General features: G+C 65.0%; 14 protein-coding genes. 5 read left to right on the forward strand and 9 right to left on the reverse strand.

The features are described from left to right. Positions 1–492: 492 nt before the first annotated feature. Complete coding sequence (locus ACEN9O_RS20130) at positions 493–2,202, forward strand: methyl-accepting chemotaxis protein (protein ID WP_495613588.1); 1,710 nt, start codon at positions 493–495, stop codon at positions 2,200–2,202. A 10-nt stretch (positions 2,203–2,212) separates the two neighbouring features. Here ACEN9O_RS20130 and ACEN9O_RS20135 read toward each other — a convergent pair whose 3' ends face one another. The 4 genes from ACEN9O_RS20135 to ACEN9O_RS20150 all read right to left on the reverse strand — a co-directional run bounded on the left by ACEN9O_RS20135 (position 2,213) and on the right by ACEN9O_RS20150 (position 8,718). Further along, the gene (locus ACEN9O_RS20135) at positions 2,213–4,282 is read right to left on the reverse strand and encodes a TonB-dependent receptor (RefSeq protein WP_495613589.1); all 2,070 of its coding nucleotides are present in this window, start codon (positions 4,280–4,282) and stop codon (positions 2,213–2,215) included. Then, a complete protein-coding gene (locus tag ACEN9O_RS20140; RefSeq protein WP_495613590.1) occupies positions 4,224–4,718 on the reverse strand; it encodes a DUF6702 family protein in 495 nt (164 codons plus the stop codon). The genes ACEN9O_RS20135 and ACEN9O_RS20140 overlap by 59 nt, the downstream gene beginning before the upstream one ends. After that, positions 4,715–7,084, reverse strand: a complete 2,370-nt coding sequence (locus tag ACEN9O_RS20145) for a M1 family metallopeptidase (RefSeq protein ID WP_495613591.1) — start codon at positions 7,082–7,084, stop codon at positions 4,715–4,717. Before ACEN9O_RS20145 ends, ACEN9O_RS20140 begins: the two co-directional genes overlap by 4 nt. Positions 7,085–7,197: 113 nt before the next feature. Beyond that, a complete protein-coding gene (locus ACEN9O_RS20150) occupies positions 7,198–8,718 on the reverse strand; it encodes a carboxylesterase/lipase family protein (RefSeq protein ID WP_495613592.1) in 1,521 nt (506 codons plus the stop codon). Positions 8,719–8,856: 138 nt separating this feature from the next. Between ACEN9O_RS20150 and ACEN9O_RS20155 the strand changes: the two genes are divergently transcribed. Then, positions 8,857–10,260: an aminotransferase-like domain-containing protein gene (locus ACEN9O_RS20155; RefSeq protein WP_495613593.1), complete on the forward strand. Its 1,404-nt coding sequence runs from the start codon at positions 8,857–8,859 to the stop codon at positions 10,258–10,260. Between the two features lie 51 nt (positions 10,261–10,311). On the opposite strand, the gene ACEN9O_RS20160 is transcribed toward ACEN9O_RS20155, so the two are convergent. From ACEN9O_RS20160 to ACEN9O_RS20180, 5 genes are all read right to left on the reverse strand, one after another. Beyond that, positions 10,312–11,034: a PEP-CTERM sorting domain-containing protein gene (locus ACEN9O_RS20160; RefSeq protein ID WP_495613594.1), complete on the reverse strand. Its 723-nt coding sequence runs from the start codon at positions 11,032–11,034 to the stop codon at positions 10,312–10,314. An 89-nt stretch (positions 11,035–11,123) separates the two neighbouring features. Beyond that, on the reverse strand, positions 11,124–12,788 hold the full coding sequence (locus tag ACEN9O_RS20165; RefSeq protein WP_495613595.1) for an alkaline phosphatase family protein: 1,665 nt from the start codon (positions 12,786–12,788) through the stop codon (positions 11,124–11,126). Positions 12,789–12,896: 108 nt separating this feature from the next. After that, positions 12,897–13,814: an acyltransferase family protein gene (locus tag ACEN9O_RS20170; protein ID WP_495613596.1), complete on the reverse strand. Its 918-nt coding sequence runs from the start codon at positions 13,812–13,814 to the stop codon at positions 12,897–12,899. A gap of 119 nt (positions 13,815–13,933) precedes the next feature. Further along, positions 13,934–14,452, reverse strand: a complete 519-nt coding sequence (locus ACEN9O_RS20175) for a GNAT family N-acetyltransferase (RefSeq protein ID WP_495613597.1) — start codon at positions 14,450–14,452, stop codon at positions 13,934–13,936. Next, the gene (locus ACEN9O_RS20180) at positions 14,440–15,000 is read right to left on the reverse strand and encodes a helix-turn-helix domain-containing protein (RefSeq protein ID WP_495613598.1); all 561 of its coding nucleotides are present in this window, start codon (positions 14,998–15,000) and stop codon (positions 14,440–14,442) included. Before ACEN9O_RS20180 ends, ACEN9O_RS20175 begins: the two co-directional genes overlap by 13 nt. Before the next feature lie 142 nt (positions 15,001–15,142). Between ACEN9O_RS20180 and ACEN9O_RS20185 the strand changes: the two genes are divergently transcribed. The 3 genes from ACEN9O_RS20185 to ACEN9O_RS20195 all read left to right on the forward strand — a co-directional run bounded on the left by ACEN9O_RS20185 (position 15,143) and on the right by ACEN9O_RS20195 (position 19,232). Next, on the forward strand, positions 15,143–16,708 hold the full coding sequence (locus tag ACEN9O_RS20185; protein ID WP_495613599.1) for a S53 family peptidase: 1,566 nt from the start codon (positions 15,143–15,145) through the stop codon (positions 16,706–16,708). Positions 16,709–16,875: 167 nt separating this feature from the next. Next, complete coding sequence (locus ACEN9O_RS20190; RefSeq protein ID WP_495613600.1) at positions 16,876–17,496, forward strand: EF-hand domain-containing protein; 621 nt, start codon at positions 16,876–16,878, stop codon at positions 17,494–17,496. A 170-nt stretch (positions 17,497–17,666) separates the two neighbouring features. Beyond that, positions 17,667–19,232, forward strand: coding sequence for an efflux transporter outer membrane subunit (locus ACEN9O_RS20195; protein ID WP_495613601.1), 1,566 nt, complete (start codon positions 17,667–17,669; stop codon positions 19,230–19,232). Positions 19,233–19,263: the final 31 nt, after the last annotated feature.

The following is a 19,263-nucleotide window of genomic DNA, read 5'->3' on the forward strand; positions in this document are numbered from 1 at the left end:
GGCTAACACCTAATGCCGGTACCTGGGCGCATACTGGAGTTGATCCAGCTTGCGTTGCACCAGCCGATACCAGGCACTCGCCCATCTGGTCGCCCTGACCGATTCCTCCACTGTTGACGCCGACATGCAGCGCTGCACCGCCCTCATCTGGCGATGCAGGGCATAGGCGGCGGGTGGCGGCTTGGGGCGTGTCAGCGAGATATCCATGCTGGCATTCTGCCCTTGCGCGGTCGGCGCCGCTGTGCGCTGCCACACCGTGCCGCCACCTGTGGTTATCCCTACTTGACACAACGGCGCGGCGAGGTAATGCTGGTCGCCGCCTGAGTCGGCGTGCGGCTGGGGGATTGCGATTTGCATGCGTTGTGTTTTAGTAGCAGTGCGGCGTATATTCTCGTTTAGTTATTCTGCGGTAACACTGTTCCGCTATACTGGCCTATGGCCGCACAGACGGCTGGCTTCTACATCATTCCCCCACTTCTATGGACAGTCACCATGACTATTACAAAGCGCTTGATCTTGACTTTGTCATTGGCGTTACTCGCGCTGATTTTCGTCGGCATTACCGGCCTGACCCAACTGTCACGAGCACAGCAGCGCCTCGATATGGTGCAAACCCGCCTGATTCCCAGCATCGCCGGCCTGAACATGGCCAAAGGCTATCTTGCCGATAGCCGCCTGGCCGGTTATCGCCTGTCGGTGTTCTCCAACCTGGCCGACAAGACGGCGCTGGACAAAGCCTACAACGAAGCCCACGCCAAGTTCGACGAAGTCATCGCGACCTATGAAAAGGAACGCATCTTCGACGATACCGACCGCAAGATGCTGGAGGCGGACAAGGCCAACATGGCGGCCTACCGCCAGGCGCTGATCCCGTTCGTGGCCGGCGCCCACGCCGGCGACATGGACGCGGTGCGCGCCACGCTGCTGGCCGGCACGCCGCTGGCGCTGTCGGCCGCCGCCGTCAAGAAAGGCTTCGACGACCATATCGCCTACAACAATAAGCTGATCAGCGATGTGCGCGAAGAGAGCGACGCCGCCTATAAATTCGCCTTCCGCCTGATGGTGAGCGTGGTGCTGCTTGGCCTGCTGGTGACCGGCGCGCTGGCGTGGCAGCTGTACGTCATCATCAAGGGCAGCCTGGCGTCGATCCGCGACACGCTGGAAGACGTGAGCCATTCGCTGGACCTGACGAAGCAGATCAGCGTTGAGCGCATGGACGAAGTCGGCCACACCGCCGTGGCCTTCAACAAGCTGCTGGAGCAGATCGCCGGCGTGATCGATACGGTGCGCACTTCGACCATCGAGGTTGGCACGGCGTCGCAGGAAATCGCCAGCGGCACCGGCGACCTGTCGCAGCGCACCTCGTCGCAGGCGGCGGCGCTGGAGCAGACCGCGGCCAGCATGGAGCAGCTCACGTCCACCGTCGGCCAGAACGCCGACAACGCCCGCCAGGCCAACCAGCTGGCGCGTTCGGCCTCGGACGTGGCGGCGCAGGGCGGCACCGTGGTGGAGCAGGTGGTGGTGACCATGGGTTCGATCAATGAATCGTCGCGCAAGATCGTCGACATTATTTCGGTCATCGACGGCATCGCCTTCCAGACCAACATCCTGGCGCTGAACGCTGCGGTGGAGGCGGCGCGCGCCGGCGAGCAGGGCCGCGGCTTCGCGGTGGTGGCGACCGAGGTGCGCAACCTGGCGCAGCGCTCGGCCGCTGCGGCCAAGGAGATCAAGGCGCTGATCGATGACTCGGTGGAGAAGGTCGGCTCGGGCACCAAGCTGGTGGAGCAGGCCGGTACCACGATGCAGGAAGTGGTCGCCAGCATCAAGCAGGTGACCGACATCGTCGGCGAGATCAGCGCGGCCACGCAGGAGCAGAACGACGGCATCGCGCAGGTGCACCAGGCGGTGACGCAGATGGATCAGTCGACGCAGCAGAATTCGGCGCTGGTGGAAGAAACCGCCGCCACCGCGCAGACCCTGCGCGACCAGGCCGACAAGCTGGAACAAGTCGTCAGCGCGTTCAAGATCAACGCCTCGACCGCGGCGTATGCGCCGCCGGCGCGTCCGGTGCGCGCGGCCGCGCCGGTGGTGGCGACGCTGCCCAAGGCCGCGCGTCCCAAGGCCGCGCCGCAGCCTGCGGCCGCGCCCAAGAAGCTGAAGGCCAGCGCCGCCGCCAGCAAGGACGAGTGGGAAGAGTTCTGACCGGCGCTGATCAGAAATTCCTGATCAGCGTCGCCCGCAGCGAGCGCGATTCGATGGGGTGGAAGTGGATGTCGTTGACCGGCGCCGCTTCGCCCTTCAGTTGCGACGGGTAGTAGTAGTCGATGGCGGAGTCGCGGCGGTTGGTCAGGTTGAAGGCTTCCAGTTCCAGTGTCAGGCCCTTGCGGATCCTCCATCCGAGGCGGCCGTTCAGCGTCAGGCTGGGCTTCGATCGCACGCTGTTGTCCTCGATGAGCGGGCGCGGTCCGAAGTAGCGCAGCTTCAGCGAGCCTGAGTACGGGCCGCCGCCGTCCACCGTCAGCGCCAGCTGGCCGGTGCCTTCGATGGCGCCGGCGATGTAGTCGCCTTCCGGCGCCGTGTCGCGCGAACGGGCGCGCGCGTAGGCCAGGTCCAGGTCGACCGACAGCCATTTCAGCGGCTTGTAGTAGTTCGAGAATTCCACGCCGTAGCGGCGGCTTGGCCGTCCCGCCTCGGTGGTGCCGGCGTCCCCCAGGAAGGTCAGCTCCGAATCGAAATCCAGCCGGTACACCGACAGCGCCGACTGCAAGCCGGGCAGCCAGCTGCTGCGCGCACCCAGCTCCATGCCGCGCGAGCGCACCAGCGGCGATACCTTGTCGACGGCGGCGCCGGTCTTGGCATCGACGTGGATGGTGGCGCCGCGCGCGTCGTTGCTGTGGAAGCCGTTGCCGATGTTGGCGTACAGTTCCGCCGTTTGCCATGGGCCGTAGATCAGGCTCAGGCTCGGACTCGCCAGATGGTCGCTGGCCCTGCCGGAGTTTGCCGCCAGGTCGCTGCGGACGTCGAAACGATAGCTGTCCAGGCGCGCACCCGCCACGCTGCGCAAGGCGCTGTTCCAGCGCATGCTGTTCTCGACATACAGGCCGGCGCTGGATTCGACGATGTGATCCTGCCGCGTCGCCGACAGCGTCCTGCGCGCCTGCGTGTTCAGCAAGCCGTTAAAGATATTATCGTTTTGCAGCTGGATGCCGATGGTGGTGACGCTGTCGCCGCTGTCCGCGTGCTGGTGCCAGCTATGGCTCGCGTTGACGCCGCCGGTGACGCGCTTGTCCGGCTGCGCGAACTGGTCGCCGTGCACCGGATCGTCCATGAAGTAGGTGAAGTTGGAGTACAGGTCCAGTTGGTTGGCGACGAGGTAGGCGTTGACTTTGGAGGCGCTGTCCTCGCTGGTGCGGCGCCAGCCGCCGGAGAGGCTGTAGCGGTGCGATTTGCCGCCGTCGGTCGGATCGATGGCGTCGTTGCGGCCCATGCGGCCATCCAGCACGGCGCGCAGCGGGATCTGGTCGGTGGCGTTCCAGTCGGCGCGGTAGGCCATCAGGCTGACATTGAAGCCGTTGTTGGCATAGCCCTGGCTGTAGCGCAGCACCGCGTTCAGTTTCTGGTAGTCGTCCGGGTGCGTGTAGGGGCCGTCGTTGTGCAGCATTTCGATAGCGTACAGCAGGCTGCCTTTGCCTGCGTCCAGCGAATCGGCCAGCAGCGCGCGGCCGTAGCCGTTCTGGCCGGCCGTCGCCGTGGCCACGCCTTGCAGCAGGCGGTTGGCGTACACCACCGACGCCGCGCCGGCCGAGGCGAAATCGCCTTCGCCGGCGGAGTAGGGGCCTTTTTTGTAATCGAGGCGCACCGCCAGTTCCGGGATCAGGAAATTCAAGTCGGTCCAGCCCTGGCCGTGCGCATGGCTGCGCTGGTTGACGGGCATGTCGTCGACGGTGGTGCGCAGGTCGGTGCCGTGATCGAGGTTGAAGCCGCGCAGGTAGAACTGGTTGGCCTTGCCCTCGCCGCTATGCTGGCTGACGATCAGGCCGGGCGCCGCTTCGAGGATTTCGCCGGGCCGGTAGACGGTGCGCGCTGCCAGTTCCTGCTGCGATATGCTACCTGCGCTGGCGGCGTCGGCCACGCCCAGCTGGTTGCCGCGCGAGCCTTCCACCAGCACCCGTTGCAGGATCTGGTCGTCGGCCTGGGCCGAGCCCAATACGAGCAGCAGGCACTTAGCGAGTGGTCTGATCGACGCTGCCTTGATCGAAGATGAGAGTCTGGACAGGGCCATCGGCTTGCAGATTGACTGTGTTCTTTTGAGATGGCAGGAAGTCTATCAGCAAGGCGTTGTGGATGCGCGCCGCGCGCGCCAGCTTTCTGCCCTCGATCTCCTGGAAGATGACGACGCTGTCGGCGTCCGCCTTCACGCCCACCCAGTGCAGCGGCAGGCGCTTGCGGTCCGGGCCTTCGATGTAGAACTGCTGCTCGACGTAGCGGCGCAGCGGGGCTTCGCTGTCCGCCTGGCCGAGGTCGAAATTGCGGCCGTAGAGATTGGCCAGCAGCGTGGCCAGGTCGTGCGCCGCGTAGGTATGCACGATCTCGGTGTTGCCGGTGCGGTCGTTGTAGCTGATGTCGGCTATGCCCATGTGAAAATTATGGGCGGCGGCCGCCGTGCCGGCCAATGCCAGCACGGTCGCCACGGTCAGGCGCAAGGCACGCAGCATCATTCGTCCGACGCGTCCTTGGACGACTTGTCGCCCTTGCCCTTGAGCGGCGTATTGAAGTCGCGCATCAGGTTGTTGCGGTCACGCTCGGTCTTGAACAGTTCCATGCGCGACTGCGTCACCTTGCGCGGCCAGCTGTTGTTGGTGGTATCGATGTCGGCGGTCTCCCAGAACGGATCCTGGGTCAGGCCCACCATCGGCTCGTCGGTGACGATCAACTTGGTGATCTTCTTCGGCGAGTAGCGCCACACTTCAGCCGGAATGCGCTCGATGTACTTCTTGCCGCTCTTGAGTTCTATCTGCAGGATCAGCGGCATCACCATGCCGCCCAGGTTGGAGAAGTCCACCAGGTACAGGTGCTTGCCCTGGTCCAGCAGTTTCTTCTCCCACGGCTCCAGCTTCTCGATCGCTTCGGCGTAGGTGTTGCGGTCCTTGTTGGTGACAGTGAATTCGTCGTGCTCGTTGTAGAAGTCCTTCAACTCCGGATGCGCGTCCAGGCGCTTGGGCAGCAACTTGTTGAGCTGATCGGAGATCGACACCGGCTGCGCGTCCTTCTGCGCTTTTTTCCAGGCCTTCTCCTTTTCCGGATCCTTGGTGCTCACGCCATATTCGCTGATGCCGTCGATGCTAATGTCCACCGCGTCGGTGGTGTAGAACCAGCCGCGCCAGAACCAGTCAAGGTCGGTGCCGGAAGCGTCTTCCATGGTGCGGAAGAAGTCGGCCGGGGTAGGGCGCTTGAACTTCCAGCGGCGCGCGTATTCCTTGAAGGCGTAGTCGAACAGCTCGCGGCCCAGGATGGTCTCGCGCAGGATGTTCAAGCCGGTGGCCGGCTTGGCGTAGGCGTTGTTCCCGAACTGCAGCAGCGACTCCGAGTTGGTCATGATGGGCACCTGGTTCTGGCTGCGCATGTAGTCGACGATGTTGCGCGGCTCGCCGCGGTGCGACGGGTAGTTTTCTTCCCACGCCTGCTCGGCCAGGTACTGCACGAAGGTGTTCAGGCCTTCGTCCATCCAGGTCCACTGGCGCTCATCCGAGTTGATGATCATCGGGTAGTAGTTGTGGCCCACCTCGTGGATGATCACGCCGATCAGGCCATACTTGGTCTGCTGCGACCAGGTGAGGGCGCCGGTCTTCTTGTCCTTGTTGGGGCGCGGGCCGTTGAAGGAGATCATCGGGTATTCCATGCCGCCGACCGGACCGTTGACCGAGATCGCGGTCGGGTAAGGATAGTCGAAGCTGTACTTGTTGTACTGGTCGATGGTGTGGATGATGGCCTGGGTGCTGTACTTGCCCCACAGCGGATTGCCTTCCTTCGGATAGTAGGACATCGCCATCACGTTGGTGGAATCCTTCTTGAAGCCCTGCGCATCCCAGATGAACTTGCGGCTGGAGGCCCAGGCGAAGTCGCGCACGTTGGCGGCCTTGAAGTGCCAGGTCTTGGATGCGGTGCTGACGGACTTCTCGGCCTTCTCCGCCTCTTCCTGCGTCACGATAACGACCGGCGCGGTCGCGGTCTTCGCCTTGGCCAGACGGTCGCGCTGCGCGGCGGACAGCACGTCGTTGGGGTTTTGCAGTTCGCCGGTGGAGGCCACCACGTGGTCGGCCGGCACGGTCAGCTGCACGTCGTAGTCGCCGAATTCCAGCGTGAACTCGCCGGAGCCCAGGAACTGCTTGTGCTGCCAGCCCATCACGTCGTAGTAGGCCGCCATGCGCGGATACCATTGGGCGATTTCGAACAGGTCGTTCTTGTCGTCGTCGAAGTGCTCGTAGCCGGAACGGCCGCCCAGCACCTGCTGCTCGTTGATATTGTAGGACCAGTCGATATTGAAGGCGAAGCTCTGGCCCGGCTTCAACGGCGACGGCAGGTCGATGCGCATCATGGTGCGGTTGATGGTGTACTTCAGCGGCTGGCCGCCGGCGGCCACGGTCTTGATGTTGTAGCCGCCGTCGAATTCGCGGCCGGCCAGGATGCCGCGCATGCCTTCGAACTTGTAGCCGTCTTCCGGCGTGCGCGCCTTGGCCCAGGCTTCGCGCGAGGGCTGCGTGAGCATCATGCGGGCGTCGGAGTTCTTCTTGTAGATGTTCTGGTCGAGCTGCACCCACAGGTAGCTCAGCGTATCGGGCGAGTTGTTGTGGTAGTTGATTTGCTCGCTGCCGGTGATGGCGCGTTTGGCTTCATCGAGCGAGGCGCGGATCGTGTAGTCCGCGCGCTGCTGCCAGTAGGCGGCGCCGGGCGCGCCGGAAGCGGTGCGGTAGGAATTGGCGGTGGGGAGAATTTCGTCCAGCTGGCGGAACTTGTCGTCGAAAGGTTCCGCCGCGAACGCGGACGCCGTCAAGCAAAGGGCCATGAAGCCGATAGTCTTGCGCATAGTTTGTATTCCCGATGATTTCCCGAATAAAGGAAGCTAGTGTATAGCAACTTTTCAAAGAATTACCGGTCGATACAATAAAATACAAACTAAGTGGCAGTTTTCGTTTTTGTTTATCTGGTTTCCCGCTGCTGCTCCTGGAAGGCGTGGTGGGCGTCGTCGGTGGCGGTCATCGCGGCCGATGGCAGGTCCAGCCGCATCAGGCGGGAACCCTTGCCGCTGCTGGCGCGCGGCCATTCCGGCAGGCCGGCGCCGTTGGGATTGCCGGTCTTGATGAAGTTGGCGAAGTAGTCCTGCATCTGCGCCGACAGCGTGTGGTCGTCGGCGGTCCATGCATAGACTTTATTCGCCGGCAGGTTACCAAGCGCGTATTCGATTTCGACCGCATGGCCGGCGCCGGTCTCGCCCGGACGCGGGTGGGAATAGTAGTAGCGGTAGACCGGCTGGCCGCTGGTGCGCGCGTGCGTATCGATCCATTTCCAGGCGCCGTGGGCGATGAACAGGTCGCCGGAAAGATCGGTGGCGGCCTGCATGACGTCTCCGCCATAGGCTTGTTGCGCGGCCGGGGCGCGGTCGCGGTAGATCGCTTGCAGTATCTTATTGAAGTTCTCTGGCGTCGGCTCAGCTTCGCCCAGCATCTGCTTGTAGTAGCCCTCCTGCGAATTCCATCCGGCCAGCAGCGGCACCTTGGCCTGCTCGCCCGCCGCGTACATCTCGACCGGGCTGCGTGGCAGCACATAGCCGTCCTGGATGCTGACGAACCACGGCGCGCCCGGCTGCTTCAGGGTGTCCAGCAGCTGCTGGGCAGGCATGGCGCGCAGTGCGGCCAGCGTGGGCGCGCCGATTTTCCGGGCGAAGTCGGCGCCTTTCTTTTCCTCGACCGCCAGCGGCGGGGGGCCGTCCAGGCCGAGCAGGGCGCCGCTCTCGCCGATGGCGCCGGCGATCAAGTCCTTGGCCAGCGGCGACATCATCTGCGCGCTGACCGACCACGATCCGGCCGATTCGCCGGCGATGGTCACGCGCTTTGGATCGCCGCCGAAAGCAGCGATATTCTTCGCCACCCATTGCAGCGCCGCCGCCTGGTCCATCAGGCCGTAGTTGCCGGACGCCTTGTGCGGCGATTCGGCAGTCAGCTCCGGATGGGCCAGGAAGCCGAAGATGTTGAGCCGGTAGTTGACGGTCAGCGTGACGATGCCCTTGGCGGCCATGCTTTCGCCGTCATAGCGCGGTTCGGAGCCGTCGCCCGCGGCAAAGCCGCCGCCGTAGAAGTAGACCAGCACCGGCAGCTTGTCCTTGGGTGATTTGGCGGGCGTCCAGACGTTCAGGTACAGGCAGTCTTCGCTGATGCCGTCGGAGCGGAACACCATGTCGCCGAACAGCGGCAGCTGCATCGCGCGCGGGCCGAAGTGGTCGGCCTTGCGCACGCCGCGCCACTTCTGCGCCGGCTGCGGCGCCTTCCATCGCAGATCGCCGACCGGCGGCGCCGCGAACGGTATCCCTTTATACGACTTGACGCCGGAAGCCTCCAATGTGCCCTCGACCACGCCGGTGGCGGTGGTCGCATGCGGCGCCGCCGCGAAGGAGGGGGAGGCGATCACGCCGAAGGCAGCCAGCAGCAAACCGTATTTATTCATGTCGTCGTCACAGTGGTTAAATATCGACGCTACTATAGCTGGAAGCACTTCCAGCCGCGATACTTTATTTTCGATTTGCGATAAATGTCGGGTTTTCATGCATACTTGCGGGAAGTAAAATCCATACATCTGGGTGAAATGTCGCAATCGAAATCCGTACAAGATGAAAGCCAGGCGATTGCCTGGGTAGGCCGGTTCGCCCAGCACGCGGGGCCGCGCTACATGCAGATCGCCGATTTCGTCGAGCAGGCGCTGGCGGACGGCCGCCTGAAGCCGGGCGACCGCCTGCCGCCGCAACGCCGCCTGGCGCAGCTGCTCAACATCGACCTGACCACGGTCACGCGCGCCTACGACGAGGCCAAGCGCCGCAATCTGTTGGAGGGGCACGGCGCGCGCGGCACCTACGCGGCCGCGCCCAAGGTGGAACTGGCGCAGTTGCTGGACCTGGGCATGAACATCCCGCCGCCGCCGGCCGGCGTCGACTTCGACGACCTGCTGAAACAGGGGCTGGCGCAGGTACTGCTGCGCACCGACAGCGGCCTGCTGATGAACTACCACCTGGGCGGCGGCAGCCCCGCGGACCGTGCGGCCGGCGCGGCGTGGCTGGCGCCGATGCTGGGCCGGGTGGACGAGGAGCAGGTGGTGGTGTGTCCCGGCGCGCAGTCCGCGCTGGCGGCGCTGATCCTGACCCTGAGCCGCCCCGGCGATACCATCCTGGCCGAACCGGCCGTGTATCCCGGCCTGCGCACGGCGGCCGCGCAGCTGGGCCGGCGCGTGCAGGCGGTCGAGGTGGACGCGGCGGGCATGCTGCCGGAGGCGCTGGAAAAAGCCTGCGGCAAGCAGCGCGTGGCATTGATCTACCTGAACCCGACGCTGCAGAATCCGACCACGCACACCATGCCGGCCGCGCGCCGGCGCGAGATCGTGCGCGTGGCCGCGCGCTGCGGCGTGCAGATCATCGAGGACGATCCCTACTGGCTGCTGGCCGACGCGCCGCCGCCACCGCTGGCGCACTACGCGCCGCGCCAGGTCAACTACATCTCGACGCTGTCCAAGTGCCTGGCCCCGGGCCTGCGCACGGCGTTCGTGCTGTTGTCCGATCCGTTGCAGCGCGAGGGCTTCATGGCGGCGTTGCGTTCCTTCGTGCTGATGCCCACGCCGTTGACAACGGCGCTGACCACGCAATGGATACACGATGGATCGGCGCAGCGGCTGCTGGCCGGGGTGAGGGACGAGGCGCGCAACCGCCAGCAACTGGCGCACCAGCTCCTGGCCGGCAAGGCGGAGGTGGGCGGCGACGGCATCCATATCTGGCTGCCGTTGCCGGGCTATTGGAGCGCGCACGCGCTGGCGCTGGCGGCACAGGCGGAGGGCCTGGCGGTGACGTCATCGGAGGCGTTCTACGCCGGCGCGCGGCCGCCGAACGCGATCCGCATTTCGCTGGGTTCGATCCGCGACAGTCACCGCCTGGCTGCGGCCTTGCGCAAACTGTCGCAGCTGCTGGCGCGCCGGCCGTCGTCGCCGCCCCAGGCGCTGATATGACTGCGGGCGCCGGGGGGGGCGCCCGCATGACCGACGGAGCGGGGCTGGATGTCAGCCGCGGCGCGCGCGGCGGCGTGCCAGCGCGATCAGGCCCAGGCCACCGAGCATCATGGCGTAGGTTTCCGGCTCCGGCACGGCGGCGATGGTGCCGTTGACGGCGAACGGCAGTTCGACCGTCAGATTGTTGCGCGCATCGATCAGCGACGCGAAAGGATCGCCGCCGCTGGTTTGCGCCGCGTTGCCTTCGCGCGCATCGGATGTCGGCGGCTGCCATGGGCCGGTAGCGGCGGCGCTGCCGGCCAGACCCCAGGTCAGCCAGTAGTGGCCGGAGCCCAGCTTGACGTCGGTGATATCGGCGTCGATCTGATAGATGCCGCGCTGCTTGTTGTCCAGGGTTGCGCCGGTGACGCGGTAGCCGGCGAGGCCGCCATTGGTGACCGCGCTGGTGCCCGAAGCGACCACCGCGCCCGTGTTGACGTCGTCGCCGGAGACGATGCTCCAGGTGGCGGAGGTAAAGCTGAATTTGCCCGCGTTGGTCTGATAGCCGTAGAAACTCAGGCTGGAGACATTCCAGCTCTGGCCCGCCGTGACGTGGAAATCGTCAGCGACGAAATTGCCCGCTGCGCTTTGATCGCCGAAGCCTATGGTGTCGGCGTCCGGCGCGAGGATGGATTTGCCGTCGCCGTCGACCGCCGGGCCATTGTTGTACAAGGTGCCGGCGTTGGCGAAGCCGGCGACCAAGGCGAGTACCGCGAATGCAAATTTATTCATCATTCCCCCATCTCTGTTGTAGGAAATGACAAATTATCACTATTTAACAATATTGCCAATATATTATTTAAGAGTGGCAATATGCTATTTACTCAGCGCAGCGTCTCGGTCAGCACGCGGCCCTCGGCGCCGGCCGGCGGACGCACGTGCAGCAGGGTGGCCAGGGTCGGCGCGATGTCGACCACTTCCGCATACTGGCCATAGGCGCCCGGCTTGATCCAGCGTTTACCCATGATCATCAGCGGCACGTTGGTGTCGTAGGCGTACGGCGAGCCGTGCGAGGTGCCGCTGCTGCCGGTGCCGAAGTACCAGTAAGGCTTGGTGACCACCATCAGGTCGCCCGACGCTTCGCGGTTCCAGGCGCGGCGCATCAGCGTGTCGATGCGGGTGGTGTTGGCGGCGCCGCTTTCGAGCTGGGTGCGGGTGTAGGCTTCGACGATGCCGTTCTGCGCCAGCAGGTAGCGGGCGGCGGCGTTTTCCACGTCTTCGCGTTTCAGGCCGCTCTTGTCGATCTGCGCGTAGTCCAGGTGGATGTTGGGCAGCGACCAGGCGCTCAGCAGCTTGGCGCCGCCGAATTTTTCCGACAGGTGCTTGTCCAGCGCGGCCATCAGCTTGTTGCCGTCGATGCGCTGGGCGTCGATGTGCTGCGTCCGCGAGAACTCCGGCGTGTTCGGGAAGCCGTGGTCGGCGGTCAGCACCACCAGCACGTTGTCCATGCCGATGCGCTTGTCGAGATAGTTGAAGAAATCGGCCAGCATGCGGTCCACGCGCTGCAGGTGGTCGTGCGACATTTTGCTTTCCGGGCCGAAGGCGTGGTTGACGTAGTCGTGCGCCGACAGGCTCACGCCCAGCAGGTCCGGCACGCCGGCAGGATTGCGGCCCAGGTTCTCGCCTTCCACCGCGGCGCGCGCGAAGTCCAGCGTCAGCTGGTCGAGGAAGGGGCCGGTCTTCAGTCTGTTGTAGTAGCCGGCATCGATCTCGCCGCTCTCGCTGTAGTAGGCGTAGGGCAGGCGGTTGTGGGTGCCCGGCTTGACCTGGTTCAGGTCTTCGCTGGCGTCGCCGGCGTAGGCCGATTCGGCCAGCAGCGGCGTCCACGACTTGCCGTAGTAGCGGTCCTGCGGCTTGGTGGCCTGGTATTGCAGCACCCAGGCCGGATGCTCCTTCATGTAGTAGGTGCTGCTGGCGAAGTTGCCGCTCTTGTCCATGTACATATAGGCGGTGCCGGTTTTACCGGCCAGCAGAATCGCGCCGCGGTCTTTGCCGGAGACGGTGACGACCTTGCTGCGGTTGCCGGTGGCGTAGCGCAGCTGGTCGCCCAGCGTGTCGACTTTCAGGCGGGTCGGCGCGGTGCCGTCGCTTGGCTTGGTCTCTTCGTTGATGTAGGTGTAGTTGGTGTCCTCGGTGCAGTACACCGATTTTTTCGTGATCGGGTCGATCCAGTTATTGCCGATTATGCCGTGCACATACGGGTAGGCGCCGGTCAGCACGGCGCTGTGGCCGATCGCGGTGACGGTGATGCCGTGCGCCTGGTGCGCGTTGCTGAACGACGCGCCCTGGTCCAGCATGCGGCGCAGGCCGCCCTGGCCGAACTGGTCGCGATAGCGCTGCACCTGTTCGTTCGGCAGGCCGTCCACCACCAGCACCACCACCAGCTTGGGCTGGTCCGGGGTGGCGGCGGGAGCGGCGGCATGCGCGGCGTTCAGCGCAAGGCAGGCGGTCGCGATTACGAGTGCAGGCAGGGACAGTGTCTTTGTCATGTTGGGTCGTCGTCAGGTTGGAAAGGATGGTGGGCGCACAGCCTACCATGCGCCCGCGATATGCTACTCCATCCTTGTGACTGCTCGATGACAAGCTGTGGCTGCGGTTTATACCGCGTATTTCGCCAGCTTGGGCGCAGTCTTTTTAAAGGCCCATACGGTCAGCGCCGATATCGCAAACACCAGGAAAGGCAGCACCAGGTCGTCGATATTGGCCACCTTCCTGATCGCCTTGAGCCAGAAGATATGAGACAGGTAAATACCCAGCGTGCACTCGGTAAGCCATTTTATGTCGAAGTCGAACTCCAGATCCCACTTGGGCAGCACGATGACGGCCGCCACCGCGATACCGATCAAGTATGGAATGCCGACGCCTGGAATCGGTAGTGCGAAAATAAGGCAGGCCGCGAGCACGACGGCGATAAACACGGCGCGCAAAGCGCGTGGCAAGGCGCCGCAATTGGCAAAGAACACGCCCATCAGTACGCCGTCGAGCGCATGCGCATACTGGGCATAGGGATAATTAAACGCCAGCGACTGGTCGCGCCAGAACCGGTTCAGGGCCAGGATGGCGGCGGCCAGGAAGAAACAGATATAGGACAGGGTTCGCTCATCTATATGCTCCTTGATAAGGTCGAAGAAGACGATGGCAAGAAAAATAAATGGCAAATACCATAGGTGGATACTGGTGCCGGCCAAAAAGCCGGCGATGATGCCGTGGTCGAGCGCCAGATAGGGGTGGTTGCTCACGACATTCAGGAAGCCGTAGAAGACGAACCAGATGCCCCAGGGGACCAGTAGCGTACGGGCGCGCTCCGATATGGTCTTGGAGTCGCCGCCGGCGCGAGCGGAGAAGTACATTGAAATGATCAAGAAGGCGATCAGGCCGGAATAGGCGACATCGCGGCCGACGGTCGCCGTGTGATACCAGACGATACCGAAGGCGCTCAGCACACGCAGTAATTCAATTTCCTGTCTTCTCTTCATTGTTATGGTTGGATGTACGTTTGGGGTGGCGGTCATCATCCAGCAGAGAGAAGCCTTAGAGTCTGAACACGAAGTGAGAAGCTGCCCGGCATTTGATGTAATTATGATATCACACAAAATGAGGGGCAAACGCCGCGTCAATGGGGGGGATGTGGCGGTTACAACAGCATGTGCATGAAGGTGGTCGAACCCAGCGTGCCGTCGGGCAGGGCGGCGTAGTCGGGCACCACGCCGGTCACGGCGAAGCCCAGTTTTTCGTACATGGCCTGCGCCGGAAAGCCGGTGCAGGTGTCGAGCACCAGCAGCTTGCAGCCAAGCGCGCGGGCCCGCTCCAGCGCGTGCCGCATCAGCGCCAGCGCGATGCCTTGCCGGCGCGCGCCGGAATGGACCAGCATCTTGGAAATTTCCGCCCGGTGGCGGCCGTTGGGCAGGCTGCACAACACCAGCTGCACGGTGCCGCACGGCGCGCCGTGGTCGTCGAGCGCGACGAACAGCAGGCGCTCGCCGCTGTCGATCTGCGGCGCCAGCGCCAGCCAGAAGGCCCGCGCTTCCTCCAGCGGGCAAGGCAGCAGGAACCCGACGCTGGCGCCGTGCAGCACGCAGTCGCGCAGCACCTGCGCCAGGTCGGTGGCATGCCGGCGCAGGCCGGCGGCGTCGAGTTGTTTTATGGTGGGCATAGGGCGATCAGGTAGCGGGCCGGCGACGGCCCTGGACAGAAAAAGCGCGTCGCGCCGAACAGGTGGAAGCGCAGGCAGTCGCCCGCCTGCAGGTGATGGGTGGCGCCGTCCAGCGTGTAGTCCAGCGCGCCTTCGAGCAGCCACAGGTGCTGTTCCATGCCGGGCACCGAGGCGCTGTCGTAGTCGATGCGGGCGCCGGGCGGCAGCCAGCCCTCCACCAGTTCGACGCCGTAGCCGCGCGCCGGCGGCGACACCATGCGGCGCCTGAATCCGGTGGCGGGATCTTGCCACAGCACCTGGTCGGCGGCGCGCAGCAGCTCGCCCGGCTGGGCCTCGGCCTCGGCGATCAGGCGCGACATGGGCAGGCCGAAGACCGCGCACAGCTTGCCCAGCAGGGCGGCGGTGGGGCTGTTCTCGCCGCGTTCCAGGCGCGACAGCGTGGCGCGGCTGATGCCGCTGGCGGCGGCCAGCTCGTCCAGCGACAGGCCGCGCTCCTCGCGCAGGGCGGCCAGGCGCAGGGCCAGGCGGGTTTCGATATCGTTTCTCATATTCGGGAATATATCTCCATTGTGAGATCATGGCAAGATGAACCTGGGCATTTTTATCAGTGATTCCTCTGTGCTGCGTCAATCGCGCGGCCATCGCGGCCAGTATCTTTTGAGAGCAACTCAATCGAAAAGGAGCTTCACGATGGCCACGACTTCCCACCCCAATATCATTCCCGGCAGCGGCCAGTTGGCGTTGCAGGGCGCTATCCCGCTGGGTCCGGTTGCGGACGAGCAGACCATAGAAATCACCGTGCGGCTGCGCGCCGCGCCCGACCGCGCGCAGCTGGACCTGCAGGCGGCCACGGCCGACACCCAGCCGGTTGCGCGCCAGTACCTGAGCCGCGAGCAGTTCGCCCAGGCGCATGGCGCCAGTGACGCCGACATCGCCAAGGTCGAGGCCTTCGCGGCCCAGCGCGGCATGGTGGTCATCAGCAGCAACGCGGCCCAGCGGCGCGTGGTGCTGGCCGGCACGGCGGCGCAGATGAGCAGCGCCTTCGGCGTCCAGCTGGAGGAATACGAATATCCGGATGGCAGCTATCGCGGCCGGACCGGCGAACTGAGCGTGCCCGATGCGCTGGCCGGCGTGGTCGAGGGTGTGTTCGGGCTGGACGACAGGCCGGTGGCCACGCCCAAGTTCCAGCGCCTGCAGGCCGACGGCTTCGCCTCGGCGGCGGCCGCCAATATCGCGTTCACGCCGCCGCAGCTGGCGCAGCTGTACAACTTTCCGCAGGGCCTGGATGGCAGCGGCCAGTGCATCGGCATCATCGAGCTGGGCGGCGGCAGCCGGCCGCGCGACCTGAAGGTCTATTTCGGCGAGCTGGGCTTGCCGGTGCCGCGCGTCAAATCGATCAGCATCGACCACGCCAAGAACCGTCCCACCACCGCCAACAGCGCCGACGGCGAGGTGATGCTCGACATCGAGGTGGCGGGCGCGGTGGCGCCGGGCGCGCTGATCGCGGTCTACTACGCGCCCAATACCGAACGGGGCTTCCTCGACGCCATCACCGCCGCCGTGCATGACGCCGTCAACCAGCCGTCGGTGATCTCGATCAGCTGGGGCGCGCCCGAATCGGCCTGGACCGGCCAGGCCATGACCGCCTTCGAGCAAGCCTTTGCCGACGCCGCCGCGATGGGTGTGACGATCTTGTGCGCGGCCGGCGACAACGGCTCCACCGACGGCGTCAGCGACGGCGCCCAGCACGTGGACTTCCCGGCGTCGGCGCCGCACGCGCTGGCCTGCGGCGGCACCCGCGTGATGCTGCAGGACGGCGGCCCCGCCGTCGAGACCGTATGGAACAGCGGCCCCAACAGTGCCACCGGCGGCGGCTACAGCAATTTCTTCAGCCGGCCCGACTACCAGCAGGGCGTGGCCGACGGCCAGGCCGCGCGCGGCGTGCCGGATGTGGCCGGCGATGCCGATCCGGCCAGCGGCTACAAGGTCAGGGTCGACGGCCAGAACCTGGTGTTCGGCGGCACCAGCGCGGTGGCGCCGCTGTGGGCCGGACTGCTGGCGCTGATCAACCAGCGGCTGGGCCATCCGGTCGGTTTCCTGCATCCGCTGCTGTACGGTTCCTTGCAGGGCAGGGGCGTGACCAGGGACGTCACGGCCGGCAATAACGGTGCGCAACAGGCGGTGCCGGGATGGGACGCGTGCACCGGTTGGGGCTGTCCTGATGGAGAAAAACTATTGCAGGCTTTGAGTGATTAATTCGACAAATCGAAACAATGCTTTGATGCAAGTTTCGCATGGGAAAAAGACACTTTTTCGCTCTACAGGCCGCTAAAAATGGTGATTGTTGCCAAATTCTTGATAGAATGACGGGGTAGAAATTTTTTTGTTCGACAGTTCCAGGCGTCGTCAAACAGGAGTCGATTATGATCATGGTGAACAATATTGGTGGTGCTACCCTTCCTGCGGCGGTTGTCGCCGAGAAGGCGCTTGAGCCGAAGAAAAACGCCAGTCCTGTAGCCGAAACCAATGCGGATTTGAGCGCATCGGTGGCCGCCTATCTGTCGCTGCCGGGCTTCAACTCCCCGGTGCAAAACGATGCCTTCCTGACCGTCAACGCGGCCGACAAGGCCAGCGCGGTCGTCAAGGCCGTGGCGGAATCGGACGACGATGGCATGAAGCTGGCGCTGAAGCAATTCGACGATGGCTTGAAGCGCCTGGTGCAGCGTCCTGAAACCCAGTTCTTCCACTTCAAGTTCGGCGTTGACGGCAGCAACGGCAGCGACGACGACAACAAGCTGGTATTGCCCGAGCCCTTGCCTGGCGTCGATGAAAATGGCGTGCTGGGCAGCGGCAAGGTCGACATGGCCGCCGACACCAACAAGGACGGCAAGATCAGTCCCGAAGAGCTGCGCCGCTACCAGATGCCGATCACCTATCGCAGCAGCGAGCGCGCAGAGGACTCCGTGGTCAACGGCCCGTCGGCGTTTTCGCTGACCGAAGCCAACCGCGCCTACGGCGTGGTGGCCACTGCCGAAGCCGCCTGATCTGCCACGCAGCTTACTCATTAAACGGGCTTCGCCTTGACGGCGAAGCCCGTTTTTTTTTCGTCCAGCAATTTTTCGCGGCGCCAACGTCATACAAAAAATACACCCATCACGTAAAAAATGCGAATATGTCAGCAAAAAGTATGGTTGAGTTAACCTTTTGACGTGGCATGAACCTTCAGCGGGGGTTTTTTGTGAGAAATCAGAACTTCAGACGGTTCCAGCGGCAAGCACTGCGCGCCGGCGTGGCGGCACTGGTCGCGGCGGGATTGGCGGGCTGCGCCCTCGGCCCCGAATTCAAGACGCCGGCCGCTCCGGCTTCGGCGGGCGACAGTTACACCCCGACGCCGCTGGCGGCCCGGACGGCGGCATCGGCCGGCGTCGGCGGCGGCGCCCAGCAGTTCGCGCCGGGGCAGGATATTCCGGCCCAGTGGTGGACGGTGTTCCGCTCGCCCGCGCTCGATCAGCTGATACGCGGCGCGCTGGAGCAGAACCCGACCATGGCGGCGGCCGAAGCGTCGCTGCGCCAGGCGCAGGAAAGCTATAACGCCCAGGCCGGCAGCCTGGTCTATCCCACCGTGAACGGCCAGCTGGGCGTGGCGCGCGAGAAGGTTTCCGCCGCCACCGCCGGCAACGGCGCCGGCGTCTTCAACCTGTACAACGCCTCGGTCAACGTCGCCTACACGCCGGACGTGTTCGGCGCCAACCGGCGCACGCTGGAAGGCGCGCGCGCCCAGGTCGATTACCAGCGCTTCCAGGTCGAGGCGACCTACCTGGCGCTGAGCGCCAACGTGGTGACCACCGCCATCCGCGAAGCCTCGCTGCGCGCGCAGCTCAAGGCGACCCATGAAGTGCTGGACGCCCTGAACCAGCAGCTGGGCGTGATCGACAAGCAATTCCAGCTTGGCGCCGTGCCGCGCAACACCTTGCTGAGCCAGCGCAACCAGGTGGCGCAGATCGCCGCCACCTTGCCGCCGCTGGAAAAGGCGCTGGCGCAAAGCCGCCATCAACTGTCCGTCCTGGCCGGCAAGCTGCCGAGCGAGGCTGGCATGCCGGAGTTCGCGCTGGAGTCGCTGACCTTGCCGGACACGCTGCCGGTGTCGCTGCCGTCGGCGCTGGTGCGCCAGCGGCCCGACATCCGCGCCAGCGAAGAGCAGCTGCACGCGGCCAGCGCGGCGATCGGCGTGGCGACGGCGGCCCAGTATCCGCAGTTCACGCTGAGCGGCAGCTACGGCTCGTCGGCGCAGACCTTCAGCAAGCTGTTCGACGCCGAGACCACGGCCTGGAACCTGGCCGCCGGCCTGACCGCGCCCATCTTCAACGGCGGCGCCCTGAGCGCCAAGCGGCGCGCGGCCGAGGCGGCCTACGACGCGGCGGCCGCGCAATACCGCGCCACCGTGCTGAACGCGTTCCAGAACGTCGCCGACAGCCTGCGCGCGCTGGACTCCGACGCGGCCGCCCTCAAGGCCCAGGCCGAAGCCGAATCGCTGGCGGCCGAATCGCTGGCGCTGGCCACGCAGCAGTACAAGCTGGGCGGCATCAGCTACCTGACGCTGCTGGACGCGCAGCGCAGCTACCAGCAGGCCCACGTGGCGCTGGTGCAGGCGCAGGCGGCGCGCTATGCCGACACGGCGGCGCTGTTCCAGGCGCTGGGCGGCGGCTGGTGGAACCGCAACGGCGGGGTGCCGGCCGCCACGGCGGTGTCGGCCGCCGCGCCCTACGGCAGCGCGAAGTAAGCACATATCAAACAACACCAATAAGCGGGAG

It is taken from the genome of Duganella sp. Dugasp78 (assembly GCF_059491455.1).